This is a genomic window from Vibrio sp. TRT 21S02 (assembly GCF_050113675.1).
Taxonomy (GTDB): Bacteria; Pseudomonadota; Gammaproteobacteria; order Enterobacterales; family Vibrionaceae; genus Vibrio.
In genome coordinates this window covers 195,386-222,365 of the sequence record NZ_JBNJOI010000004.1, presented here as the reverse complement: position 1 = coordinate 222,365, position 26,980 = coordinate 195,386, and the positions used below count along the sequence as shown (strand labels likewise).

The 26,980-nt window shown below is 43.5% G+C and carries 17 protein-coding genes and 4 tRNA genes; 15 read left to right on the top strand and 6 right to left on the bottom strand.

The features are described 5' to 3' along the window. The first annotated feature begins 37 nt into the window (after positions 1 to 37). Positions 38 to 2,101, top strand: coding sequence for a PTS sugar transporter subunit IIC/EAL domain-containing protein (locus ACQEXU_RS07040; protein WP_427010226.1), 2,064 nt, complete (start codon positions 38 to 40; stop codon positions 2,099 to 2,101). On the opposite strand, the gene ACQEXU_RS07035 is transcribed toward ACQEXU_RS07040, so the two are convergent. Further along, on the bottom strand, positions 2,098 to 4,461 hold the full coding sequence (locus ACQEXU_RS07035; RefSeq protein WP_427010225.1) for a DNA polymerase II: 2,364 nt from the start codon (positions 4,459 to 4,461) through the stop codon (positions 2,098 to 2,100). The genes ACQEXU_RS07040 and ACQEXU_RS07035 overlap by 4 nt on opposite strands. A 496-nt stretch (positions 4,462 to 4,957) precedes the next feature. Between ACQEXU_RS07035 and uvrY the strand changes: the two genes are divergently transcribed. The 7 genes from uvrY (at position 4,958) to ACQEXU_RS07000 (ending at position 8,692) form a co-directional block, all read left to right on the top strand. After that, entirely contained in the window at positions 4,958 to 5,602 is a 645-nt protein-coding gene (gene uvrY / locus ACQEXU_RS07030; RefSeq protein WP_367988840.1) for a UvrY/SirA/GacA family response regulator transcription factor, read from the top strand. Then, complete coding sequence (gene uvrC / locus ACQEXU_RS07025) at positions 5,602 to 7,434, top strand: excinuclease ABC subunit UvrC (protein ID WP_427010224.1); 1,833 nt, start codon at positions 5,602 to 5,604, stop codon at positions 7,432 to 7,434. The genes uvrY and uvrC overlap by 1 nt, the downstream gene beginning before the upstream one ends. 78 nt (positions 7,435 to 7,512) lie before the next feature. Next, positions 7,513 to 8,070: a CDP-diacylglycerol--glycerol-3-phosphate 3-phosphatidyltransferase gene (pgsA, locus tag ACQEXU_RS07020; protein ID WP_367988842.1), complete on the top strand. Its 558-nt coding sequence runs from the start codon at positions 7,513 to 7,515 to the stop codon at positions 8,068 to 8,070. Between the two features lie 227 nt (positions 8,071 to 8,297). Further along, positions 8,298 to 8,371, top strand: a tRNA-Cys gene (locus ACQEXU_RS07015). Positions 8,372 to 8,374: 3 nt separating this feature from the next. Then, positions 8,375 to 8,450 (top strand) — tRNA-Gly (locus ACQEXU_RS07010). A 70-nt stretch (positions 8,451 to 8,520) separates the two neighbouring features. Continuing rightward, a tRNA-Leu gene (locus ACQEXU_RS07005) sits at positions 8,521 to 8,607 on the top strand. 9 nt (positions 8,608 to 8,616) lie between these two features. Beyond that, positions 8,617 to 8,692 (top strand) — tRNA-Gly (locus tag ACQEXU_RS07000). Between the two features lie 39 nt (positions 8,693 to 8,731). Here ACQEXU_RS07000 and ACQEXU_RS06995 read toward each other — a convergent pair. Further along, on the bottom strand, positions 8,732 to 9,814 hold the full coding sequence (locus tag ACQEXU_RS06995; RefSeq protein WP_427010223.1) for a PQQ-dependent sugar dehydrogenase: 1,083 nt from the start codon (positions 9,812 to 9,814) through the stop codon (positions 8,732 to 8,734). 197 nt (positions 9,815 to 10,011) lie between these two features. Between ACQEXU_RS06995 and ACQEXU_RS06990 the strand changes: the two genes are divergently transcribed. The 4 genes from ACQEXU_RS06990 (at position 10,012) to ACQEXU_RS06975 (ending at position 15,375) form a co-directional block, all read left to right on the top strand. Next, positions 10,012 to 10,800, top strand: a complete 789-nt coding sequence (locus ACQEXU_RS06990; RefSeq protein WP_367988844.1) for a TetR/AcrR family transcriptional regulator — start codon at positions 10,012 to 10,014, stop codon at positions 10,798 to 10,800. A 181-nt stretch (positions 10,801 to 10,981) separates the two neighbouring features. Next, complete coding sequence (locus ACQEXU_RS06985) at positions 10,982 to 13,366, top strand: efflux RND transporter permease subunit (protein ID WP_427010222.1); 2,385 nt, start codon at positions 10,982 to 10,984, stop codon at positions 13,364 to 13,366. Between the two features lie 12 nt (positions 13,367 to 13,378). Beyond that, positions 13,379 to 14,173, top strand: a complete 795-nt coding sequence (locus ACQEXU_RS06980) for an outer membrane lipoprotein-sorting protein (RefSeq protein WP_427010221.1) — start codon at positions 13,379 to 13,381, stop codon at positions 14,171 to 14,173. A 26-nt stretch (positions 14,174 to 14,199) separates the two neighbouring features. Then, on the top strand, positions 14,200 to 15,375 hold the full coding sequence (locus tag ACQEXU_RS06975; protein ID WP_427010336.1) for a hypothetical protein: 1,176 nt from the start codon (positions 14,200 to 14,202) through the stop codon (positions 15,373 to 15,375). A 57-nt stretch (positions 15,376 to 15,432) separates the two neighbouring features. Here the strand turns inward: ACQEXU_RS06975 and ACQEXU_RS06970 are convergent, their stop codons facing one another. Continuing rightward, complete coding sequence (locus tag ACQEXU_RS06970; protein WP_427010220.1) at positions 15,433 to 15,915, bottom strand: GNAT family N-acetyltransferase; 483 nt, start codon at positions 15,913 to 15,915, stop codon at positions 15,433 to 15,435. Between the two features lie 233 nt (positions 15,916 to 16,148). Between ACQEXU_RS06970 and pheS the strand changes: the two genes are divergently transcribed. Both pheS and pheT read left to right on the top strand, forming a co-directional pair. Further along, complete coding sequence (pheS, locus tag ACQEXU_RS06965; RefSeq protein ID WP_004413586.1) at positions 16,149 to 17,132, top strand: phenylalanine--tRNA ligase subunit alpha; 984 nt, start codon at positions 16,149 to 16,151, stop codon at positions 17,130 to 17,132. 18 nt (positions 17,133 to 17,150) lie between these two features. Next, positions 17,151 to 19,556 (top strand): phenylalanine--tRNA ligase subunit beta, encoded by a 2,406-nt coding sequence (gene pheT, locus ACQEXU_RS06960; protein ID WP_427010219.1) that lies wholly within the window; start codon positions 17,151 to 17,153, stop codon positions 19,554 to 19,556. Positions 19,557 to 19,736: 180 nt separating this feature from the next. Here pheT and ACQEXU_RS06955 read toward each other — a convergent pair whose 3' ends face one another. After that, positions 19,737 to 24,002 carry a hypothetical protein gene (locus tag ACQEXU_RS06955; protein ID WP_427010218.1) on the bottom strand — a complete coding sequence of 1,422 codons (4,266 nt, stop codon included), beginning with the start codon at positions 24,000 to 24,002 and terminating at the stop codon, positions 19,737 to 19,739. A gap of 675 nt (positions 24,003 to 24,677) precedes the next feature. On the opposite strand from ACQEXU_RS06955, the gene ACQEXU_RS06950 reads away from it, so the two are divergent. Beyond that, the gene (locus ACQEXU_RS06950; protein WP_427010217.1) at positions 24,678 to 25,418 is read left to right on the top strand and encodes a hypothetical protein; all 741 of its coding nucleotides are present in this window, start codon (positions 24,678 to 24,680) and stop codon (positions 25,416 to 25,418) included. A 32-nt stretch (positions 25,419 to 25,450) separates the two neighbouring features. Here the strand turns inward: ACQEXU_RS06950 and ACQEXU_RS06945 are convergent, their stop codons facing one another. Further along, positions 25,451 to 26,332, bottom strand: a complete 882-nt coding sequence (locus ACQEXU_RS06945; protein WP_427010216.1) for an AEC family transporter — start codon at positions 26,330 to 26,332, stop codon at positions 25,451 to 25,453. Between the two features lie 88 nt (positions 26,333 to 26,420). After that, positions 26,421 to 26,834, bottom strand: a complete 414-nt coding sequence (gene arfB, locus ACQEXU_RS06940; RefSeq protein ID WP_427010215.1) for an alternative ribosome rescue aminoacyl-tRNA hydrolase ArfB — start codon at positions 26,832 to 26,834, stop codon at positions 26,421 to 26,423. Positions 26,835 to 26,980 lie beyond the last annotated feature (146 nt).

Genomic DNA, 26,980 nt, shown 5'->3' with positions numbered 1-26,980 from the left:
CCCTGTGCTAACTTTATATGAGTAGTGGGGGGAAAGTATGGCGGGATTACATCGAGTAGTAGCGCGATCTGACTTAGGGATAAAACTCATTTACAGCCGCTATATTGTTTCTTCTTTGAAGGCATTGAGAGAAGGGATGATATGGTTAGTCCCTTGTCTTATGATCTCTTCTTTTGCGTTATTTTTCGCCTGTGTTGGTGAGTTTCTCTATGGTTATCGAACAGAAACGGTGACCACGTTTTATGACATCCATAGCGTCATTGCTCGGTTTTTTCCCTACTTAATGACGTCGACTATTTCCTATGTTTTAGCCATGCAATGGCGTCTTCCTCGGCCACCCGTAGCGCTGCTTTCTGTACTGTATTTAGTCATTATTGGAGAAATACTACCGACAGAACAAACAGTGCTAACTTTCAATATCATCATGGCGATTCTTACGCCATTGTACGCCATTCCTTTTCTTGCCTATTTGTTGCGCTTTAATGTTTTGCAACTGACGCGTACTGAAAGCGCTGGTCAAATTGTGAAAGAGTCTCTGAATCTTGTTCTTCCGGCAATTTTGACGGCTGGTTTGGTATTGGTGGTTAACTACTCGCTATTGATGAGCGTGACTCAGATACCAGTCCTTGAACTGATTTTCCTTGATTATGCCAATGAACCCACTTGGTTTGGTGTCATGTTTGCAGCATTCAATTCAACGTTGTGGTTTTTTGGTATTCATGGGTATTACGCTTTGCTGCCAATGGTGGATTTACTGCAAGAGGCCAGTAATCTGAATTACTCTACGGTTCTTGCCGGAGGGGCTGGTCAATATCACATGAACCTCTCTTTTATGGGGGCGTTTGTTTTTATCGGGGGGGCAGGGTCGACACTATCGCTTGTGATTGCATTGCTGTTATTTGCAAAACAAAAAAGCCTGAAGATGATTGCGCTTGCAAGTATTCCTATTGGGCTGATTAACATCAATGAAATCTTGCTCTTTGGCTTACCTATCATCTTTAACCCGCGTTTGTTTATCCCTTTCTTGTTGGCGCCCATTGTGAATGTTGTTGTCGCAATGATGGCCGTTTCTTTAGAACTGGTTGCTTCACCGAGTGTTTCTGTCCCTTTTAATAGTCCAATATTGATCAATGCTTGGATGTCGACTTCTGGAGATTGGGGGGCTGTGGTATTGCAACTCATTAATCTCTTTTTGGGTGTGCTGATTTATTTACCGAGTGTAAGGCGCATGAATTTAGCCGATGCAAAGCATGCCATTCATTTGAGAGCGCTTGACACGACCTATTCACGTAGAGAAGAAGAAGCCAAGACCTTGATGGACGATCCTATTTTTCGAGCGATGCAAAAAGAGCGAGAAACGCATCAAGTCGAACAACAATTGCAGCAGTTGAGCCATACGGATTTTTGTATCGAATATCAGCCTAAAGTGAGCCGAGTTTCTGGAAAAACAGTTGGTTGTGAAGCATTGATTCGGGCAAAAAATGAAAAAGGATCGTTGTTGTACCCTGGGCAGTTTATGCCTTGGCTTGAAAAAGCAGGCCTGATGAAAGACGTGGATTTGTGGGTAATTAAGCAGGTAGTCAGAGATATTTCTTATATGCAAATGCAAGGGATTTATTTACCTGTCAGTGTCAATATCACAGCCGCAACTCTAAATGACAATGAGTACATGGAGCAGCTTTGCGATGCACTTGGCCTGTATGGCGAGTTTATCCAATTGGAGATCACAGAAGAGTCGCTATTGTTAGATGAAAAACAGCTAGCGCTCGTTTTTAATCAACTTCATCAACTTGGGGTTGAAATTCATATAGATGATTTCGGTACGGGTTTTTCGTCACTTAGTTATCTCAATAAATTTGAAATTGACGCAATAAAAATTGACCGTTCATTTGTTCTCGCGTTAGAGCATGAAAAGGGGCTTAGCGTCTTTACTAGTATATTGGCTATCGCCGACAAACTTGAGTTGAACGTTGTCGTTGAAGGGGTAGAGTCACAGGAGCAGCTTCAGTATATTCCTGCTAACGATAGTATTGCTGTGCAAGGTTGGCATTACTCTAAGTCACTACCGTTAGAGAAATTTACCCATTATGTTTTGTTTTAAAACAAACCCAATTGGGGCTCACTGAGTGCCTTAAAATCTAGCCCGATAAACGGCAAAATGGCTTCTGCTACTGGTTTGAGTTGTTTTTCAATGTAGTGCTGATAGTCAATTGGGCTTTTTTGATATTCTTTAGGCTCTGGGCCATTTATGGTGATCACGTATTCAATGCGTCCCCGATTTTGGTATTGCAAAGGTCGGCCTAGTTGCTGGTTTATGTCATCGGCCATTCGTGCCGCACGAACCTGCGGTGGAATGTTTTTTTGATACTCATGCAGTTTTCGACGTAATCGCTTTTGATAAGTCAAAGAGTCATCATTCTGACCACTGAGTGTTGCTTCAACGAATTGACGTACGAACTCAGACGGATTCTCGTTATGGAAAACCATGTGATATAGCGTTTGCTGAAATTGTTGGGCGAGTGGTGTCCAGTCTGTTCTGGCGCTTTCTAGTCCTTTAAATACGATCCGTTCTTGCTCCCCGTCTCCCATCAAACCTGCGTAGCGTTTTTTGGAACCTGTTTCTGAACCTCGAATGGTTGGCATTAAGAATTTTTTGTAGTGAGTCTCGTATTCCAGCTCGAGTATGGAATTCAAGTTGTATTCATCTTTGAGGTGTTTGGTCCACCATTGGTTGATGTAATCCACCAATCCGAGACCAATTTCATCGGCTTGTTGTTGTGAAAACTTACCATTTAATGAGACGAATGTAGAGTCAGTGTCTCCGTAGATCACCTGATAGCCTTTTTCTTCAATTAGCACTTTGGTTTGTTTCATGATTTCATGGCCACGCATGGTGATGCTGGACGCCAATCGAGTATCAAAGAATCGGCAACCGGAAGAGCCAAGTACACCATAAAAGGAGTTCATGATGATTTTAATCGCTTGGGAAAAGGCCTTTTCATTGTTCTTCTTAGCGATATCGCGAGCTGCCCACAATTTTTCAATCATCTCTGGCAAAAAGTGCTTTGAGCGATGAAATTGTCCACCTCGAAACCCGGGCACCGCTTGATCACTTTGCTTACCAATGTCTAATTTTAACCCCTCGATTAACCCCATAGGATCAATCAAAAATGAGCGAATGATGGAAGGATAAAGGCTTTTAAAATCAAGAACGAGCACTGAGTCATAAAGGTTTGGAATTGAATCCATAACGTAGCCACCCGGGCTAGCGATCCAATTTTCAGGGTGCAAATTAGGCGCAACGTACCCAGCTCGGTGAATTTGCGGTAAATAAAGGTTAGTGAAGGCTGCGACAGAGCCTCCAATTCGATCAAGTTCGACACCGGTGAGTTTAGAACGCTCTATCGCAAACTCAAGTAGGTGAGTATGGGCAAAAATTTTATTTACCAAAACACAGTCTTGTAGATTGTATTTGGCGAGGGAAGGCTTATCCTTCCTGAACATGGTGTTGATCTCATCCATACGGTCGTGGACATTATGGATTTGTTTACCTTCCCCAAGTAGTTCCTGAGAAACGGCTTCTAAGGACCAACTACGAAAATGGTAAGTCGCCGTTTTAAGCGTATCAATGCCATCCATGACGACACGGCCGGGGATGGAAATAAACGATTGTTGTGTTGTTTTGGATGTTCGAAAGTAGCTTGCCTGATTGCCGCGACCAATGTTTAGTTTAACTTTGTTCCATTCTGCTCGTTTATGCAGTAGGCGGAAATCAAAATCAATCACGTTCCAACCAATAATGACATCGGGGTCAAATTGATTAAACCACCGTACCATCGCTTTTAGCAATGCCTCTTCGTTTTCAACCCATTCGATGGCAGTTTCACTTGGTTCTGGTTGGCCAATCATGATCACTCTACTATCCATTGGGCTGTCAAATCCGATGGAATACAGCACACCCTTTTCAGAACACTCGAGATCGAGAGAAACGACTTTTAATGATGGGGTAAATTTGCCTTCACGGCACTTAACATGAGAGTAGCGTGTAAAACTAAATTGCTGCTGGGCTACCCCAGTAAACTCAATGCTTCCTTTGATAAATCGTTCCATTAAATAACGGTCTGCCAAGCGGACATCGTGTTCTAGTGTTTGAATATCGGCTTGGCGAAGGAGATCTGAGAGAGCATTGCTGTCTTTACTTGTTTGACAGTAGCAAGCGGATAAAGGTGTTTGTGAAAAATCTTTTAAAGGCAATTCTTTTACTGATAACTCAATACCACCTTGCTGAGCAATTAAGGAGACGGCTTGTTGCTCGGCACTATCAACGAAAAATACTGGCTTTTCGCCACTAACTATAAGCTGGACAGGCCCATTTGCGGTAGAAACCCACAATTCAATTTGAGTATGACCAGAAATATCACGCGATTGACGTGTTAAGAGAAAGCCTTCTTGTATGGACAACGTATGATACACCGAGTAGACAAAGCGCCTTAATCAGGAGCGACAAAGCCCAAATGGTATCATGGAATGGTCTCTCATGCAGTTGAGAGATGGGGTAACCTATCTTTATATGATGAAATAAATTTGCGTACTCTATGCATAATTGCTGCATTTTTCACTTGCCAAAAACTACGCCTTTAATATTTGCTGTGAATGTAAAAATAGCTTAATTATCCATGACTTAATGTACATGTATGCACTTTTTTCATTTGATGAGGAATTAAATTGACAGGGGCTATAAAGAGAGGCTAGGCTACATATCGCCTCGTAACTTGTTGATTAATGGGTTAATTACGTTTTAGCTTACAGATATAAGAATAAGTACTTGCTAAACTTTGCGTTTAGGCACATATTCAGTGTAAGCAAAAAATCGATTTTGAGTTAAACTAGGCATCGATGCTGATATCCACTACTTTGAGTGGGTGCAGAGCCAAATAAAAAGTGTGGAGATACAAGTTTGATAAGTGTTTTCCTTGTAGATGATCACGAGCTGGTTCGCACAGGGATACGACGTATTATTGAAGACGTCCGTGGAATGAACGTAGCAGGGGAAGCTGAAAGCGGTGAAGATGCAGTAAAATGGTGTCGTAACAATCATGTTGACGTCATTTTAATGGATATGAATATGCCAGGAATTGGTGGCTTGGAAGCGACCAAAAAGATCCTGCGATTCAATCCTGATGTAAAAATCATTGTTTTAACTGTTCATACGGAAAATCCGTTTCCAACTAAAGTGATGCAAGCAGGTGCCGCGGGCTACCTTACTAAAGGTGCTGGGCCTGATGAAATGGTGAATGCAATTCGCGTTGTTCATAGCGGGCAGCGTTATATTTCACCTGAAATTGCGCAACAAATGGCGTTAAGTCAATTCTCACCAGCCTCTGAGAATCCTTTTGCCGACTTGTCTGAGCGCGAACTACAAATCATGATGATGATTACCAAAGGACAGAAGGTCACTGATATTTCAGAGCAGTTAAACCTTAGCCCTAAAACGGTCAATAGTTATCGCTATAGATTGTTCAATAAGTTGGACATTAGCGGTGATGTTGAGCTAACCCACCTTGCTATTCGTCATGGAATGTTAGATACCGAGACCCTCTAGTGATCGAAACTTTTGACTCGGTAGCCTTCTTAAAAACAGTTACTAATCAGCCCGGTGTTTATCGTATGTATAACACCGAGGCTGTTGTCATATACGTAGGTAAGGCGAAAGACCTTAAAAAGCGTTTATCAAGTTACTTTCGAAAAAATGTCGATAGTGAAAAGACGCGGGCGCTCGTCAGCAATATTGCCAAGATTGATGTCACAGTAACTCATACTGAAACAGAAGCACTTATCCTTGAACACAATTATATTAAGCAGTATTTACCGAAATATAATGTGTTACTTCGTGATGATAAATCGTACCCATATATCTTTGTAAGTGGCCATCAACACCCTCGTTTATCCATGCATCGTGGCGCTAAAAAACGTAAAGGTGAGTATTTTGGCCCTTATCCAGATTCGGGAGCGGTTCGTGAGACTCTCCATCTTATTCAAAAAATCTTTCCTATTCGCCAATGTGAAGATACGGTTTATAGCAACCGTACGCGCCCTTGCCTCATGTATCAAATTGGTCGCTGTGCTGCGCCTTGTGTGAGCAGTATTATTTCTGATGAAGAGTATAATGAGATCGTTAATTACGTTCGGTTGTTCTTACAAGGAAAAGACAAGCAGGTTCTGAGTACATTAGTTGAGAACATGGAGAAAGCCAGCCAAGAACTTCGTTTTGAAGAGGCGGCGAAATTTCGTGATCAGATTCAGGCAATCAGGCGTGTCCAAGAACAGCAGTTTGTATCTGAAGACAGTATGGATGATATGGATGTGCTGGGTTTCGCTCAAGAAAATGGCATTGCATGCATTCATATTCTAATGATTCGCCAAGGTAAGGTTCTGGGTAGTCGAAGTCATTTTCCAAAAATCCCGAATAATACCTCTCGACAAGAAGTGTTTCATAGCTTTTTAAGCCAATACTATCTCAGTCATAATGAAGCGAGAACGATCCCCACGCGGATTATTCTTAATGATGGTTTGGTTGATGATGCGTTGCCTTTGCAAGAAGCTCTAGCGGGTATTGCAGGTCGTAAAATCCACTTTCATATTGAGCCTACAGGAACAAGAGGCCGATACCTTAAGTTGTCGAATACCAATGCATTAACAGCGATTACCACCAAAATTAATCACAAAATGACGATCTCCCAACGCTTTAAAGAATTGCAAGAGTTGATGGGATTAGAGTCTATCCAGCGTATGGAGTGTTTTGATATTTCACATACGATGGGGGAGAGTACCATTGCTTCATGCGTTGTTTTCAATCAGGAAGGGCCCGTGAAGCAAGAATATCGTCGCTACAATATTACCGGTATTCAAGGTGGTGACGATTATGCCGCTATGGGGCAGGTGTTAGAGCGACGCTACTCCAAACAATTGGATGTTGAAAAAATACCCGACATCATTTTTATTGATGGTGGTAAAGGGCAGCTTAACCGTGCACATGAGATTGTTAGCCAACATTGGATAGACTGGCCGAAACGCCCAGTTTTGATCGGTATTGCCAAAGGGGTAACGCGTAAACCCGGTTTGGAAACCTTGATCACGACGGAAGGGGATGAATTCAATCTACCTAGTGATGCGCCTGCGCTGCATTTAATGCAGCACATCCGCGATGAAAGTCACAATCATGCGATCGCAGGTCACAGAGCAAAACGTGGGAAAACACGTAGAACTAGTCCTTTAGAAGGGATCGAAGGTGTTGGTCCTAAAAGGCGTCAAGCTCTGCTGAAATACATGGGAGGCCTGCAAGAGCTTAAGCGTGCAAGTGTTGAAGAAATCGCCAAAGTTCCCGGGATAAGTCATTCTTTGGCAGAAAACATCTATCAAGCATTGAAACAATAGAAAAAATCCCGCACCATAAGGCCCTGCTAAAGCTAGTTGAGTAATGCAGTTACGCAAACGATAAGAGCCTTTAAAAATATGCGTTTAAATATCCCCAACATTTTGTCTTTGTTGCGACTTTTCTTGATCCCAGTATTTGTCGTAGTGTTTTACTTACCATACTCGTGGGCGCCGTTCGCAGCAGCAATGGTTTTTTGGGTTGCGGGTTTTACCGATTGGCTTGATGGCATGCTTGCACGAAAGTTGGGGCAAACTTCTCGTTTCGGTGCATTCATTGACCCCGTCGCGGATAAAGTTCTCGTTGCGACAGCGCTAATCCTTATTACTGAGTACTACCATAATATCTGGATTACTATTCCAGCAGTAACCATGATTGCCAGAGAAATAATCATTTCTGCATTGCGTGAGTGGATGGCCGAGATAGGTAAACGTGCCAGTGTGGCGGTTTCGTGGGTTGGTAAAGTGAAGACCTTATCTCAAATGTTTGCTCTGTGGGTGCTTATCTGGCGTTATGATGATTGGATGATATGGCTAGGTTATGCTGCACTCTATATCGCGACATTCCTGACATATTGGTCAATGGCGCAATATTTAATTGCAGCCAAAGACGATCTTCTCAACGAAGAACATCATTAAAAAACGGGCCTCGGCCCGTTTTTTTGTATCTGATGTAGAAAATACAATGCTATCTTCTTGAAATCCCCGTATTTACTGGTAGAAAAATCACCAAATTAGTGAGTTTTGCACGTAAAGTAGACAAACGATTCGAAAATTGAAAAATAGTGTTGACTCATTAGTTCGAATCCGTAGAATGCACTGCGTACCCAAGAGGAAACGAAGAAAAAGATTCTTCTTGAGAGTATGGCGCGTTGGCAGAGTGGCTATGCAGCGGATTGCAAATCCGTGGACCTCGGTTCGACTCCGGGACGCGCCTCCATTTGCGACACTAGCTCAGTTGGTAGAGCGCAACCTTGCCAAGGTTGAGGTCACGAGTTCGAACCTCGTGTGTCGCTCCAAAAATTTGGAGATATGGCTTTTAAGCGGTATCTAAAGATGGTGTCTAACCATCGCAAAAAAGTTTTGCGTGCCCTGGTGGTGGAATTGGTAGACACAAGGGATTTAAAATCCCTCGGCGTTCGCGCTGTGCCGGTTCAAGTCCGGCCCGGGGCACCATCTATTTATGCGACACTAGCTCAGTTGGTAGAGCGCAACCTTGCCAAGGTTGAGGTCACGAGTTCGAACCTCGTGTGTCGCTCCAGATTAAAGCCCTTGCAGAAATGCAAGGGCTTTTTCTTTTCTATGATCTAGTATTTATTAAGTGATAAATATTACCGCTATCAGTACTAAAATAAATTTCTCCCGTCGGGCCAAGTTCAATATCTCTTATCCGTTCTCCCAAGTGTTCTAAAACACGTTGTTCCGCGATGATCTGTTCACCTTCCAACGTCAGAACATTGATGTGAGTAAGCTTCAAAGCACCAGCAAGTAGTTTGCCATTCAGGCTCGGGTGTCGATCCCCTCGATAAAGGACGATGCTTCCTGGGGCGATGGATGGAATATAAACTTTGCGAGGTGACTCGATTCCTTCTTTCTCAAGGCCTTCGCCAACGGCTAAAGGTCCCCAATATTCTTTTCCGTGTGAGGTAATGGGCCAGCCGTAATTTGCTTTGCGCTTGATTAAGTTAATCTCGTCGCCACCTCTTGGTCCATGTTCAATTGACCACAAGTGTTTGCTATGGACATCATAGAAAAGTCCTTGCGGGTTTCTATGTCCATAACTCCAGATCTCATCTTGGATTTGTGTGTCAGAAATGAAGGGGTTATCAACTGCTGGCTGTCCATCTGGTGTGAGCCTTAGAATACTGCCTGCATGGGTGGAGAGATCTTGTCCATTGTCCCGTTCACCTCGATCACCAATTGATAAGTAAAGAGATTGCTCATCGAACGTGATACGGCTACCAAAGTGTCTACCACCATTGGATCCAGAGTGTGAGGTAAACAGTACTTGCCAATTGACTAGCTGCTGGTCTTTTAGGTAAGCCTTAGCGAGCGCCGTTTCAATCGCATTTTTGGAAGCTGTACTGAATGTAAAATAGAATGCATTGTCTTCAAAAGGGGATTTTGCGACGTCTAGCAAGCCTCCTTGTCCCATTGCAACTACGTCTGGTGGTGAGAACAGTGGTTTCACGAGTTTGGATTTAAGATCCAAAAGGGAGATTTTTCCCTTTCTTTCAGTGATGAGTAGATATTGGCTGTCGACAGAAGAAAGCCCCCACGGGACGCCATTGAGCGAAGCTATCTTCTCTACAGTCCACGCATAGCTTGGAGCTGTCAGTAGAAAGGGGATGAAAATTAGTACAATAGATGGGATGAGCCGCATGATGCCTTCCTAATATTGATTCAAAATATACTTGCTACAAATATAAACTAAAAAACGACTTGATTTGATCAATGATTATACTATTATGACGAAGTGTCAAAAATGACGATGCGTCATAAAGGTGTGGTTCACACCTTTTGCATTCGTGTTACAATGTACCGCCAAGGAGTTTAGTAACTGAGACGGACTGGAAAATCATGTTTGGCTTTAGCTGTAATAAAAATGGAAAAAAAGAAAACGCAGGTTGTCCGTTTGGTAAAACCAAAAAACAACAAGCGATTGCTGATCGAGAAGTAGAGTTAACACTACTTGCTAAGTCAATTGTTCAAGAGCAAGGGTTTACCAACCTGACTATGGACAAGTTGACTGCGGCTAGTCGTTACTCTAAAGGTACGATTTATAACCATTTTTGTAGTAAAGAAGATGTGATACTAGCTTTGTGCATTCATTCGCTGAAAAGCGAGGCGATCTTTTTTGAGCGTGCACTTTCATTTGAAGGTTCAAGCCGCGAGAAAATAACCGCGTTGCATGTTGCTTACCGTGTGTATGCGCGCATGGAACCTGTGTTATCAACTTGTGCCATTATGGCAAAAAGTCCATGGGTGCTAGAGAAGGCTTCTCCTGAAAGGGTTGCAGCGTTAAATGAGCTAGAAGAGGTAGTGATAGCACAAGCTGATACGTTAGTTAATAACGCCGTAGAAAGTGGAGATTTAAGGTTTTCTCCGGGCATTGGCTCTGATGCAATTGTTTTTGCAAACTGGTCAATTGCATTCGGCTCTAATGCGTTAGCGCAAAATGCATCAAACAGTCACTGTATCAGTCGGTTACAAGATCCTTTTTCGGTATTACACAATGCAAATATGTTGCTTGATGGTATTGGCTGGAAGCCGCTTTCTACAGAGTGGGATTACAGAAAAACCTGGCAACGTGTAGAAACTGAGTTATTTGTAGAAGAGTTGGAATATTTAGCTTCTGTCGGTCGCTAACTCTGTTTCTGTCATAAAGCCCATTAGGATGGGCTTTTTAAGTCACCTTTGTGACGAATCGTCAAAATATATTGTGAATCTTAAGTCTAGAGCGACTTAATGTATTCGAGTTAAAGCCAGTGACTGCATCACTGGCTTTTAAATCAACATTATTGACGAAACGTCACAAACGGAGAGTGTGATGAGTACCGAACAATCACCTATTTCACAGTCCACTGCCTGGCTGAAAGCCCCCACTCGTTTTTCGTGGTGGGTCCTTCTTATTACTTTGTTATTGGTGGTCGCTGCTACGTTAGGAGCAAAGAACCTATATTTTCGCGGTGACTACAATATCTTCTTTGATGGCTCTAATAAGCAGCTTCAAGCTTTTGATGAGATTCAAACTACCTTCGCAAAATCAGACAATATGGCAATTGTTATCGCACCTGATAGCGGAGATGTTTATACGACAGAAGTGCTTACTTTAGTGCAACAGATAACAAAAGATGCATGGCAAGTGCCATATTCCAGTCGAGTGGACTCTTTAGCGAATTATCAGCATACCGAAGCTGTGGATGATGATTTGCTGGTTGAAGACTTACTTTATGAAGACTATCCACTGACCAGTGAGAGAATTCAGAAGATCCGCAACATTGCAATCACTGAACCTGTCTTACTTCATTCAATGGTGTCGGAAAAAGGGGATGTTACGGTCGTCAATATTACGGTTCAACTACCAAAAGTTGATGAAACGGCGGAGGTACAGCAAGTTGTTACTAGCATTAATCAAATGCTAGAAAAATACCAAGCAGCGTATCCAACGATCTCTTTTCACAAAGCGGGCATTATTGCGATGAACGATGCCTTCATGCAGGCGGCTCAAGATGATACCAGTACGCTAGTGCCTACCATGTTATTGGTCATTTTGTTTTTCTTGATGCTGATGCTTCGCTCATTTCTTAGCGTATTGGCCACACTGGTTGTCATTATTGGTTCGGTAATGGCGACCTTAGGCCTATCTGGCTGGGCTGGGATGTTCCTTAGTACGGCCACAGTGAATATCCCCACCTTAGTGATGACTCTGGCTGTTGCAGACTGTGTCCATGTGATCGCGACTATGCGTCAGCAGATGAAGCTGGGTCACAGTAAGCAATACGCGATAGATTACAGCATTGCAATTAACTTCATGCCTATCTTGATCACGTCCATCACAACCGCCATTGGCTTTTTGATGATGAATATGTCGGACTCTCCAGTTTTAAGAGATTTCGGAAATCTGGCTGCGTTAGGCGTGATGATTGCGTGTTTGCTTTCACTCTCGTTGCTGCCTGCTCTTCTCAAGATCTTACCTGTGTCAGTGTCAAACAATACAAGTTCTGAAAAGGGGGCAACTGACTTTATGGACAAGCTTGGTGATTGGGTCATTGCCTATCGAAAAGCATTGCTGCCTTTAAGTGTCGTTGTGATTGCGGTTTCTGCTGCACTGATCCCACTCAATAAAGTCAATGACGAGTCCATTAAGTACTTTGATTCTAGCAGTGAGTTTCGCCAAGCCGCTGATTTTATGGAAACGCATATCAGTGGTATGACAAATATCAGCATTGCAGTGAAGACGCGAGAATCGCAAGGGATCGCCGACCCCGTATTTCTTCAAAAAATGGGCGAGTTTACGGATTGGTTACGCGCGCAACCAGAAACGGATCATGTCGCTTCACTTTCTGATGTGTATAAGCGTCTAAACAAAAACATGCATGGTGATGATGACGCATATTATCAGCTACCGCTTGATCGTGAACTTGCTGCGCAATACCTGCTTCTGTATGAGATGTCATTGCCTTACGGCCTAGATTTGAATAATCAAATTAACGTCGACAAATCTTCTTTAAAAATGGTCGTCACTATCGACAATTTGGGCAGTGTGGAGCTTGTTGAACTGGAAAACCGTATTTATACGTGGTTTGCAGAGAATGCACCTCAATATGATGTGGTTGCCTCCAGCCCGTCTTTAATGTTTGCCCATATTGGGGAGACAAATATGGCGAGTATGTTATCGACCCTGCCAATCACACTAATTTTAATTTCGGCACTGATGATTTTCTCATTGCGCTCTGCACGACTTGGTGTGATCAGCCTTGTTCCCAATATCGCGCCTGCCGTTATCGGCTTCGGCCTATGGGCGATGATCTCTGGAGAAATCAATCTTGGTCTCTCTGTGGTGGTTACACTAACACTAGGCATCGTTGTTGATGATGCTGTTCATTTCTTATCGAAGTATCAAAGAGCAAGAAAGCAGGGACAAACCGCAGAAGAAGCCGTGCGCTACGCCTTTCACACTGTGGGTCGAGCACTATGGATCACGACTGTTGTGCTAGTTGCTGGGTTCTCTGTTCTTGCCATGTCTTCGTTCCGATTGAATGCAGATATGGGGCAGCTTAGCGCGATTGTGATCTTTTTAGCCTTGGTGGTGGATTTTATATTCCTACCTACCTTGTTGATGAGATTCGACAAAGCCACTTATGAGTCGCCAGAAGCGCAATCACCGGAATCAGTAACTACTCAGCCACAAGCTATTCGTTCACAGGGATAAAGGAATACCGTTATGTCATTAGCAAAAAAAGTTCAAACCATCTTAGCCACGTTACTTCTGGCTACCACAAGCTCAGTGCCAGTGTGGGCTGACCCAGCTAAAGGGTTAGAAATTGCGACAGAGAGAAAAGCGAGGGATGAAGGTTGGGGAGACTCCGTTGCTACCATGCAAATGCTGCTCAAAAATGCTCAAGGTGAAAGCAGTTCGCGTCTGATGAGATTGAAGTCTTTAGAAGTGCAAGATGATGGAGACAAAGGGCTGACGATCTTTGATGAACCCAGAGATGTGAAAGGAACTGCGTTTCTCAATCACTCACATACGACTGAAGCAGATGATCAATGGTTATATTTGCCAGCACTCAAACGGGTAAAACGTATTTCATCACGCAATAAGTCTGGCCCATTTATGGGCAGTGAGTTTGCGTATGAAGATTTGAGTTCATTTGAGCTGGAAAAATACCAGTTTAATTACCTCAAGGATGAAAGCTTAAATGGAACACAAAGCTTTGTTCTTGAGCAGATACCAACTGATAAAAACTCAGGTTACACCAAGCAAATCGTATGGCTTGACCAAGCGCATTACCGCCCAATAAAAGTGGAGTTCTATGATCGCAAAGGAGACTTATTGAAAACGTTGGAATTTAGCGACTACAAACTCTATCTCGATCGTTATTGGCGAGCTCATAAGATGGCAATGCGTAACCATCAAACTGGAAAAAGTACATTGTTAACCACCAGTGAGCTTGCTTTCCAAACCGGATTGAAAGAGAACGATTTTCAGAAAAATGTGTTAAAGCGAGTGAAGTAGGATAGATCATGGTTCAGGTAGTTAATATGACAGGTCGCCTTATGGCCAGTGCGATAACAACTCTTGGCTTACTTGCTTCTCTACAATGCAATGCTGTTGAGATCGCAGGGCAATTAAATGTGGAACATCGTCAGTTCTTTTCAGATGGGTTACAGGGGCAATCAAAATCCCAGAGCGCTATTGTGTTCGCTCCAGAGCTGTATTGGGAACTTCAGGATGGCAATGCGAGTTTTACTTTTACGCCTTTTTATCGATTGGATAGTGAAGATGAAGAGCGTAGCCACGGTGATATCCGAGAAGCACTCTATCTTACCTACTGGGATGACTATGAATTTAGAGCTGGGATAGGCAAAGTATTCTGGGGTGTCACGGAGTCGGCTCATCTTGTCGATGTGGTTAACCAAACCGATGCAGTCGAAGCGGTTGATGGTGAAGATAAGTTAGGTCAACCTATGGTGCATTTTACTGCGGTAAAAGAGTGGGGGACAGTTGATGCAATGTTACTTCCTTACTTTCGAGAGCGTACCTTTTCCGGTCAAGACGGGCGGTTAAGACCTGATGTTGTGGTTTCAGATAGTCCATTGTATGAATCTTCCAAAGAAGAAAAGCATGTTGATTTTGCAATGCGTTACAGCAAAATGCTTGGGGACTGGGATATTGGTTTAAGTTATTTTCAAGGCACCAATCGCGACCCGTATTTTCGAATACAAGGAGGTGAATTAAAGCCATATTATGCGCTTTCTAGCCAAGTCGGTATTGATATTCAGGGAATTGTCGGTGATTGGTTGTGGAAACTAGAAAGCATTTATCGGGACAGCCAAGACAACCATACAGGTGTTGTGGGCGGGTTTGAATACACCATAGTCGGTGCGCTTGACACGGTTTGGGATATTGGCTTTATCACAGAGTATCTTTATGACAGTCGAGGGAACAATGCACAAACCATTGGGCAAAACGATATTTTTGTAGGGACACGATTTGCATTAAATGATGAAGACGGAACGGAAGTTCTGATCGGTGTAACAAAAGATCTCAATAACAGCGATGTCTATAATGCAAAGTTAGAAGCGTCGAGCCGTTTAACCAATCAACTAAAATGGCGAATCGATGGATGGTTGTTTGAAAATGAAACGCCGCATGACTTACTGTACTTTGCAAGAAAAGATGACTTTATTGAGGTGTCATTGGAGTATTATTTTTAGTTAAGTAAGTTTGGTGAGTGCTGAGGGATTGTGAGCCTTCAGCACTTTTTGTATCGGCTAAAGTGTTTTTAGCATCCACACATCGCAACCATTGTGCTCCGTACCTTCCATAGGTTGAGCTAAGTGCGAAAATCCAAGGGATTCATATAGTTTAATCGCTGCTTTCATCGAGGTAAGCGTATCCAAATAGCAGTGGGTGAAACCTTGTTGTTTCGCAAAGGTTAAACATTGTTGTGAAAGCTGTTTTCCTAACCCCAACCCGCGTCCTTCTGGGAGTAAAAAGAGTTTCTTTAGCTCACACGTTTTATGTGATGAGTTAAAAGGGGCTAACCCACAACCGCCGACAATTTTTCCATTCAGGGTGGCTACTAAATAGAGGCTTTTCTGCTTTGGTGAATAGTGTTTACTCATACCAAGCACTTCAGGATCGGATGGACCAAAACCATCACCTACTGCGCCAAACTCTTTTCCTACGGATTTGATTATGGCGCAGATCGCTTCATCTTGATTGGGTGCGATGGGTTGAATCGATATCAGCATAGTTTGGCCTTTTTAAGCGCATTTTCTTTTATCTAACATGGTCATAAATTCACTTTTATCAAGCGTTGAGACGAATTTTTATCCAAAGGCGGTAAATAGCGTGATTTCAATTTGGATTTGACCCTCGCATTCGTTACTATGTACAGCTATTTGAAAATGCCCAAAATCCCTTTGATAAGGGAACCCTGTGGACACTACCACTTATGTCGAAAACATAGGTAGATGAGGAAACGATGCAACATCTAGAAGAGATCATTGCTAACGCGAATGCCGCTATTGAAGCTGCAGATTCGTTAGTTGCACTTGATGAAGTGCGTGTTCAGTATCTAGGTAAGAAAGGTGAGCTAACGGCTCAACTTCAAAGCCTAGGTAAACTACCACCAGAAGAGCGCCGTGAAGCTGGTCAAGAGATCAACAAAGCGAAAGGCGTTGTTCAACAAGCGATCGCAGCTCGTAAAGATGCACTACAACGTGCAGAGCTAGAAGCGAAGCTAGCCGCAGAAACAATCGACGTGACTCTACCAGGTCGTCGTATCGAGAACGGTGGTCTACACCCTGTTACTCGTACTGTTGAGCGTATTGAACAGTTCTTTGGTGAGCTAGGCTTTAACACTGAGTCTGGTCCTGAGATTGAAGATGCATTCCACAACTTTGATGCACTAAACATCGCAGAAGATCACCCAGCGCGTACTGACCACGACACGTTCTTCTTTAATCCAGATCTAATGCTACGTACTCACACGTCTGGCGTTCAGATCCGTACGATGGAAAATGGCAAACCACCATTCCGCTTCATCGCACCGGGCCGTGTTTACCGTAACGACTACGACCAAACGCACACGCCAATGTTCCACCAAGTGGAAGGCATGCTAGTAGACGAAAACGTAAACTTCGCACAGCTAAAAGGCATTCTGCACGACTTCCTATGTAACTTCTTTGAAGAAGAAGTTGAAGTTCGTTTCCGTCCTTCTTACTTCCCATTCACTGAGCCTTCAGCAGAAGTGGACGTGAAAGGTAAGAACGGCAAATGGCTTGAAGTTCTAGGTTGTGGCATGGTTCACCCTAACGTACTGCGCAGCGTAGGCATCGACCCTGAGAAGTACTCTGGTTTCGCATTTGGTATGGGCGTTGAGCGTCTAACTATGCTTCGTTACGGCGTAAACGATCTTCGTGCGTTCTTCGAGAACGACCTTCGTTTCCTAAAACAGTTCAAGTAATCCAGGGGAACCATCACTATGAAATTTAGCGAATCTTGGCTTCGTGAGTGGGTAAACCCTGCGGTATCGACTGACGAACTTACACACCAAATCACAATGGCGGGTCTAGAAGTAGACGACGTACTACCTGTTGCTGGTTCTTTCACTGGCGTTAAAGTAGGTAAAGTGGTTGAGTGTGGTCAACACCCAGACGCTGACAAACTACGTGTAACTAAAGTAGATGTTGGCGCTGAAGAACTTCTAGACATCGTTTGTGGCGCATCTAACTGTCGCCTAGGTATCAAGGTTGCTGTCGCGACTGTTGGTGCTGTTCTACCAGGCGATTTCAAAATCAAAAAAGCAAAACTACGTGGTCAACCATCACACGGCATGCTGTGTTCATTCTCTGAACTAGGTATCGACGTTGAATCTGATGGCATCATGGAGCTAGCAGAAGACGCAGTGATCGGTACTGATTTCCGCGAATTCCTAGGTCTTGACGATGTAACAGTAGATGTAGACCTAACGGCTAACCGCGCGGACTGTTTCAGCATCCGTGGTATGGCGCGTGAAGTTGGCGTTCTAAACCGTGCTGACGTAACTGAGCCTGCGGTAAACGCAGTAGCACCAGCTATCGACGACACTGTTTCTATCGAAGTGAAAGCGACAGCAGCATGTCCACGTTACCTTGGCCGTGTGGTTAAGAACGTAAACGTTCAAGCTGAAACACCACTATGGATGCAAGAGAAGCTGCGCCGTTGTGGTATCCGCTCTATCGATCCAGTAGTAGACATCACTAACTTTGTTCTTCTAGAGCAAGGCCAGCCAATGCATGCATTCGATCTTGCTAAGGTTGAAGGCGGCATCGTCGTTCGTATGGCAGAGCAGGGCGAGAAGCTAACTCTTCTAGACGGTAACGAAGCTGAGCTAAACGCTGATACTCTAGTAGTAGCAGACCACAACAAAGCACTTGCTATCGCAGGTATCTTTGGTGGTGAAGAGTCTGGTGTAACGACTGAGACTAAAGACGTACTACTTGAGTGTGCATTCTTTGCACCAGACCACATCCGTGGCCGCGCGCGTAGCTACGGTCTACACACGGATTCTTCAATGCGTTTTGAGCGTGGTGTGGATTTCGCACTGCAAACAAGCGCAATGGAGCGTGCAACAGAGCTTCTAGTTGAGATCTGTGGCGGTGAAGTAGCCCCTGTTGTTGCAGTAGAGTCACAAGCTGACCTACCAAAAGCAAACACAGTATCACTACGTCGCACTAAACTAGACAGCCTACTAGGTCACCACATTGCTGATAGCGATGTTGTTGAAATCCTAGAGCGTCTTGGCCTAACGGTTGAAAAAACAGATGCAGGTTGGACAGCAACTGCACCAACATGGCGTTTTGATATCGCAATCGAGCAAGACCTAATTGAAGAAGTAGGTCGCATCTACGGTTACGATAACATCCCTAACCAAAGCCCAGCGGCAGCACTTAAGATGCACGACCACGTTGAAGCGAACATTCCGCTAAAACGCGTTCGTAACCTACTGGTTGACCGTGGTTACCAAGAAGCAATCACTTACAGCTTCGTTGAGCCAGAGCAGCAAAAGCTTGTTGTTCCAGGTGTTGAGCCGCTAATCCTGCCATTCCCAATCTCTGCGGATATGTCAGCTATGCGTCTAGGCCTAATCCAAGGTCTACTAAACACTGTGGTTCACAACCAGAAGCGTCAACAGCCACGCGTTCGTCTATTCGAATACGGCCTACGTTTCATCCCATGTGAGTCTGCCGAAAACGGTATGCGCCAAGAGCCTATGCTTGCAGGTGTTATCGCAGGTACTCGCAGCGAAGAGCATTGGGATATCGAAACTAACACAGTTGATTTCTTTGACCTGAAAGGCGATCTAGAAGCGGTTCTTGAGTTAACAGCTAACGAAGCAGCTTACTCTTTCGCAGCGCTTTCTGCTGAAGATAAAGCAGCGAACCCAGCGCTTCACCCAGGTCAATCTGCAGCTATCATCGTTGATGGCAAGCAAGTTGGTGTGATTGGTACAGTTCACCCAGAGCTTGAGCGTAAGTTTGGTCTAAACGGCCGTACTATCGTATTCGAAGTGGAATGGTCTGCAATCAACACTAAAGTGATTCCAGAAGCAGTAGCGCTTTCTAAGTTCCCATCAAACCGTCGTGACATCGCGGTCGTTGTTGACGAAGCAGTCGCTTCTGGCGACATCGTTGCAGCATGTCTAGAGCAAGGTGGTGAGTTCCTGAAAGACGCGAAACTATTCGACGTTTACGTTGGTAAAGGCGTTGAAGAAGGTAAGAAGAGCCTAGCAATCGCGCTAACACTACAATCTGTAGAGCGTACGCTTGAAGATGCAGATATCGCTGGTGCGGTTGACGCTATCGTTGCTCACGTATCTGAGAAGTTCGGTGCGTCACTGCGCGACTAATCACTTCTGATTAGATAGAAAACCAAAGGCCTCGCATTGCGAGGCCTTTTTGTTTGGGGCAAATAAGGAGTAGGGTGCTAACTCGCAATTGGACAGAAGTGAGTTGGAGCTTTACCTCCAACTCTGTCGATTTGCATAAAAAAAAGTAATTATAATTTGCTTGAGCAAAAGTGATTTCGACTATTTATCAGAGAACAGCGCCCTCTTCGCCAAATCGATTACTAACACATCTATCGCATCTACGCCGGAGTATTCATGTGAAATCTCCAACCAGTAACATTTAAGTGTAGCAGCGAGTTCATCCAATCCGACTCGACTCCCATTGATCAACCATTTTTTGGACACGTTCTGTGAGACCAGCAGAAACACGCCACATCCGGCACTTTCTTCTCGGAGATAATCTCCCACCAATTGATTGCGTAGTCGCTCACAAAGGTCCGGACCGCTCCACTCTTTATCTAGTAGTTTCAATTCGATAGGTATAGGTGAGTGGACATTGGTATTGTGCAGCCAGATATCCATACGTTGGCCATTTGCAAGTTCAGGCTCTTCTGCGATCGTATACTTGTTATCACAACGCTGTCTTAACCAACCTGCGATTAACGTTCGCATCTCTGTTTCCCCCTCTGCACGCTGCCAAGTACGCCAAGGACTATCATTACCTCGCTCTAACCAGTTCTTCAACTCATGCAACCGTTGGACAGCCAAATCAAAAAGCTGACGATGCGTTGTCGGCTCAATACTTTGCGACTTGGCGAACTCTCTTACTTGCTGCTCAGACCAAGGTTCGAGATCACCGTCTTTTTCAGCATGCTTATACGCTTCTTTTGCCATCCAAGGGCGATAATCTGGGTTAGGGTGATCATGGATTAGCTGCTTGATTGCTGTATAACTTTCTTTACCTGATATTTCTGATAGAAGGTTAAACAGTCTATCACGTGCATCTTGTGCATCATCCCGTAGCTCTGGAGAGAACACTTTCCCACTAGTTCGGTCGATGTCATCTTCCACTTTAACGTAGTTATGCATCAGGGTATAAAGTGATTTCAAATGGTCTGCTGTATGGAAACGACCAATGTTGTGGTTTGTATAACGCGAACTTCGTCCCCCCATCAATGCTGTGATAAAAATCTGCGCTGCACGCTTTGCTGTATCGTAATCTAGTTCTGATAGCCATTGTTCAACTTCCAATATACCTTTCTCTGGGTAACAATCGACACGGAGTGCATACCACCAAGATATGTCATCTGGATTGCTTGTATTAGAAAGTTGCTTGATAGCCAGAGCTGACAGTTTCTCTGGTTCTATCTCTCCATTGACTAAGATTGTCAGACAGTATTCTCTGATAGTTCTGCGGTGACCAGGGTTTATGTGCATCCAGTTGAGAACAACAGAAGCTATATAGGGGTGTAGCCAAGGTGCATGATATGTTAAATCATGCAATACCCTAGTCGATTCTGTCTTTTCGAGTTCCCATACCAATTCTTTAATGACCACTTCTTCGACCAATTGTGGAAAGGCTTTGTGCACCCGTTCCAACCATGTGGGATAACCGTTTAATTCCCAAAAAATATAGCGTAATGAATGTCGAACGTTTTCTTCGCTTAGATTCATTGGAAAATCAGTAGATTCAGCGGCATCAATCTCCAATCCAGCCATCGCAAAAATGAGAGAGTATGGCACACTGTTGCCTTCGAAACCCTCTGAACGCAGTGGTGGTTTGTATTGCGACCAATGTTTGATCGCAGCTTTACGATACCCCAGAGCGACAGCCTCCCCAAACTCAGGTATCAATGCCTGCCAATCAGTGTAACCCCAGCGGCTAGTTCTCTTGCTAAGGGCTTGTAGATCCACCATCAGCCAATATTGATCCCAGGAATATTCACCTGGCTCAAGGTCCAGAGAATTATGAATTCTTTCTGGGTTTGCCCGTAAGTCTGCTATCCATCTTTCTCTGTCTAGCTTTTCTCGCTCTGTTTTTTCAGTAAGTTTGCGCTGACGTTCGGCTTTCTTCTCTTCGTATTTTTGCATCTCTTTTGACACTGGCGGTTCGAGCAATGTGTTCAACCGCTCTCGTAAAACAGGTTCATCATCCACGGCATCCTTTAATAAAGCGAGAACGCCTTCTGATCTGTCAGTTTGCAAGTAGACTCGAAAGGCGGTACTAAGCGCAACAAGCCTATCCTCTTCCAAAGGGCAGGTGTGCATGTAATTGAGAAGTCTCGGGAGACTAGTAGTATCAAAATGCCAAAAATGACCAAGCCATGAAACAGCCCAATCATCCGTTACCTTTTTGTCTGAATTTGAAATCTCAAGATTTCGAGCATGTTGGATACTGTTCCAATAGAGCGAATCATTAAGCTCGGGCCAAACAGGTACAAGTGTCTTCAATTCGTCCTTATGCTCAGTGCAATCATCCCCCCACCAAAAACGTAGAGCTGGAACTTTCAACAGAATAGATTGAGATTTATTCCCGAGAGCCGCAACGTGGCGTGCTTTAATCAATCTTTCTATCGCATGCATAGCGATATCTAGCAACCATGCATACTCTTCTGAAACGTGGCATTCCCTACGTTCAACAAATGGCTGTCTTTCTAGATAAGAGTCCAAACCCTCAACTAGTTTAGGGATCGACTCTAGGCACATTTGTTCAACAAATGAGTGAAGCGCACCGCACAGAGCACTGCTTTTAAACCGTTCATAAGCTGGTAATTTACCCAGCGATATCAACAACTGCTCTATACTATGACTGTTGGTGCCCGCTTCCTCTACCAACTCTAAAAGCAATTCTCTTGGAATCTGAACATCATTTTCATTTAGTTTTAGCCATAGATTATGTTTTTGCTCGAGTGAACCACAAGTCATCACGGCACGTGTTGAAGCAATTCTTGCGTAGATATCTCGCGAACTATTTTCTGCAATGTGGACCAAAGAGGAAACACAGGAAGACATTTCACCTTGCCATACCAACCTGCCAAGGAAGAAGATTACGTCGTCGTTATCGCTGTATCTTTCAATAAGCTGTAGTGTATTTTCCGAAAGGTCAGTGTTAGCGATCCTAGCAATAGCACTATTGTCTCGAGCAGAGTGGCCACCTTTATTCGAAGAAATCTGCTGGACAATATCTGTTAGAATTTTCGCTCTTTCCTGAAGTGGTAATCTTGCTGGGTCGCCACCCTCAACTGCAATCTCAGGGTTAATATTTAGTGCTTTGCGTCTGATTTCTGGATCAAACAAAATAAGCCATGGCAAAATTGGACGCAGCAAGGGAGTAACAATTTTTTCACCATATTGCTCGCGGAAAAACAAAGCTTCGATTGAATAACGGCTATTACCGTGTTTCAGCAGTCTATCGAACCACTCAGCCGCAAGTAGTTCACGCACATCTCTGTGTCTAAAACGTACAGCTCCGTATATAACATCATTAAAGATTCCACGTTCCAATAACGTACTGACTTCACTTGGGGCCCAATCGTAAAGGATGGTTTCTGCATTGATACCTGGTTTGACTGACGCTGAATCGGGAACATTAATGCCAGCTTGGCCAGTAAGTACAACAGCGGCAGCTAATCGTTGTGCACCTTCTTTTAACCTCTCTGCATTGATAGGCTGAAGCTGGGCACGATCAACGTTATGCTCATCTTGAAGCCGTTTAATGATGTTATGGCGAAGAAGATCTAGGCGACCACCTAATTCACTTCCCTCAGCCCACTTTACTAAAATACCGTCAAGATCAAATGGCCTTTCCGCTAGACTCCAAAGGTTGGTTCGCGCAATTTCATTGATTAAACGGTCAATATCTTTTGCTGAACGAGTCAAACAAAAGCGGCGAATTCTCTCTTTGTCCAAGTGACGCAGAGTATAAATTTTGAGTGAGCTCTGTGCTTTGACTACCTCATTTTTTCCGACTTCATCTACTTCCGACGAAGACGGAAGAAAGAGCCACTCATCCATTAGTCTTCTATCTTCTCTAGGTCGCCAACTATAAGGACGGCTAGAAACATATATATGCGCTCTGTGCGCACCTTTTTTTATACCTTTAGCAAATTGTCGAATGGCTTTTTCGAAGGCTTTCGGGCTTGAGAGCCTTGCTTCATCGATGGAGTCTAAGAAGAACCATGCCTCACTGGTAGAATTCAGCCATAACTCAAATTGGCTTTCCTCACCAACTTCGAAAGCCTCATAAAAATCTCTATCTATGTCTTCGATACGAACGAAAAAGGCTGGTTTCCCTTGGGCCTGAAGTATCCTTGCACGTTGTCGAAACTCCTCAGTCTTTCCTGCTCCTGCCTCAGCTAAAATAACACAACGAAACTCACAGTCTAAATCATCCCATGTATTAGATTTACCATACCCCCAACTAAAAGAAATTTCGTCTTTTTCCGCATCTTCTTGAGTTTGGGGAACAAGTGAAAACTGCCTGTTTAATGAAATGTGCTCTTCCATATGTGTTCCTATCAAAGTGATTATTTACAGAGGGGGATTGACATTTTCGTATAAAAACAACCCGTGAACAGCCATTCTCAGCTCAAAAAATGATTAACAATCAAAGGAATCACAATATCAGAAGACCTGATTATTCGACATGGTTGAAAATATACTGCATTCACATTTTAAGATTAGAATTACTCATGCAGTAAAACAGACATCGTAACTCACAATGGGGCAGAAATGAGTTGGTATGATCATACAATTTGAGAGTTCTTTATCTAAATTACTATTGGCCCGTCTACAGCCTCGCACTTTATAGTGCCCATGTTGATTGAGAGGGTGCTTTTTGTGTTCCCTCCAAAGCAAGTAGAGAGACACTATGAAACGTTTAATTCTAAACATCTCACTCTTGGTACTCAGCTCACGTATCTAAGAAGTTTGGCGCATCTCTTCGCGACTAAAACCGAATGATTAAGCGTTAATCTTACTCACCAATACAAAGAAACCTGCCTATCTGGCAGGTTTTTTTATGCCTGTTGATGAACTTATCTTCGATTAGAAAAGCTTTTTGTGATTGATATTGATTATTCTTATCTTATTTGTGGTTTGTATATTTTGTTTTTATAGAATGTGGGTTCATTTTATTTTTAACCCCTTAATAAAAATAAGTAACATATGAGTTGTTCTAAAATGTACAAATTAAAAAGCGTTGTGTTGGCCTCTTTATCTCTTTCTCTGCTTGGATGTGGTGGTTCTGATGAAGGAGAGGCACCAACAAGTATCCCTCGAGCTTTATATTCTTATGGCATAACGACATCTACAATTGATAATTGGTTTGATGTGCAGATTTATCTGAATAATAACTGGGAAGAACAGATCGGTAGCTCAAGGATTACTGTGACCTTCGATATTGATAATAACGGCACTTTTAACGATGGAGATATTCATCTTGTTGCTGGAAATGGTTCAGGTATAGGTACTTATGGAAGTTGGACTAGCAGTACGGACTTCTTCATTGAGTACACAAAAGCGGGCCAAAATTATAGGGTGAGAGAATTTGCAGGGATCATCATAGGTGGTGGGATAAATAATATATTTGTCAATAATATTGGTGGTGTATGGACATACACATTGTCTCAAGATGACGTGATATCAGAACGTTCACTTGCTTTGCGTGTTAACAAAGATATTTCTTCATCTGAGCCAATACTTGCTGAAATTAAACAGCAACTTAATTCAATTACACCTTCAACGCCAGTAAATGTGGTTATTAACGATGGTGAAGCAAACCCAAGTCTTGATTTTTCCCCTGCTGAACATGTTTACAGTCAGCAAAGTAATGGCCATATCTCAGATCCTGCAAATGACTATATTGGAAACAAGAGTTGGGTGGACATAATCAGTGTAGAGTTCTCACATGGCTCAGAATAATATCAACCAAAACCACCTATTAAGGTGGTTTTTTATTGCCCCAAAGACAAAGCGAAACTGAGCAATAAAGGCAGCGTTAAAACTGAGAAGAAGTTGCCAAATAGAACCATAGAAGCGACGAGGGTGGGTTGAGTATTAAAACGTTCTGCAAATAGGTAGTTCATGACAGCGGGTGGCAACATGGAAAAGAGGACCATCATCTGTAAATGCAGGGTTGGAAGGGGTATCAATAGGTAGATAACCGCAAATGCAATACCTCCAGAAACCAGGGATAAGATGGTACTGATAACGCCAACTTTTAAACCGCTTAAGCGTAAATTACACATCTGAGCGCCAAGCGAAAGGAGCATGACAGGGATGGCGGCCTGACCAAGCAGTTTTGTGGCTTCATAAATGGGAGCCCAAACAGTGACCTCAAATATATTCAGCCCTAAGGCCAAGCTTGCTGCGATAAAAACGGGCATGCGGACAATTTGCTTAATGGGATTGCCAGAGCTCAACACCATTAAGCCTATACTGATGTGAAGACAGGCAGAAACGACAAATAACAGCACCGCAGCTGAGGATGCGCTTTGACCAAAGGTATAAGTAAACAGTGGAATCGCAAGATTGCCACTATTTCTAAACATGTTTGGTGGCGTCCATGCTTTGAAGTCTATCTTGAATGCTTTACACAGTGGCCACATGATCACTGCGGGTATGAGTACCGCGATGGTAGCCGCAGCAAGCAAAGGCAATTCTGATTTTCCCAGTGGCATACTAACCAGTGAGGAAAAGACTAATGCTGGGGTAAAGGTGTCCATATTAATACGATTAATAGGACGAAAATCTGGTTTAAGAAAATGCCCTACCAGAAAGCCAACAAACACAAGTGCAAATAACGGCAGGAGAATGCTAATGATTTGTTCAGTCATGGTTATATGTGTGCGTTGTTGAAAGATTGAACAATATCAGCCTTTTAAATCAAAGTCACAGCAACTGGCTTTGAAACCAAGCCAAGTGCTAACACGAGATCCGTCCCCTTAGATTTTTAGTTTGAGATTTTATGTTTTTGGCTTTGAGGCGTCTTTCTTTAGAGGCTTTGGTTGGCCGAGTCGCCTTTCTTTTTTTCTGCACAACCATTGCAGCTCTGATCAGCTCGGCAAGCCGATTCAAAGCATCTTCTTTGTTTTGCTCTTGAGTCCGAAATTGTTGCGCTTTTATGGTGATCACACCTTCTTTTGATATACGGCTGTCGTTCAGTGCAAGTACACGTTCTTTGTATACCGCTGGTAGAGAGGAATGTTTGACATCGAACTGCAAATGGATCGCTGAAGACACTTTATTGACATTTTGACCGCCAGCACCTTGAGCACGTATCGCAGTAAGCTGGATTTCCCAATGTTGTATTGTCACCGTATTGGATATTTTAAGCATTCGTCGGTCATATTCTGTGAGTGTAGGGAGATAGTAATCGAAACGGACAATAAAGACGAATGATGCTTAAACTAGGTTTGAGTCTGAAAGGTGTCAGCCTTGGTTAAATCGTGCTCGTATTCGCATATTTATCATTTAGTTTGCCC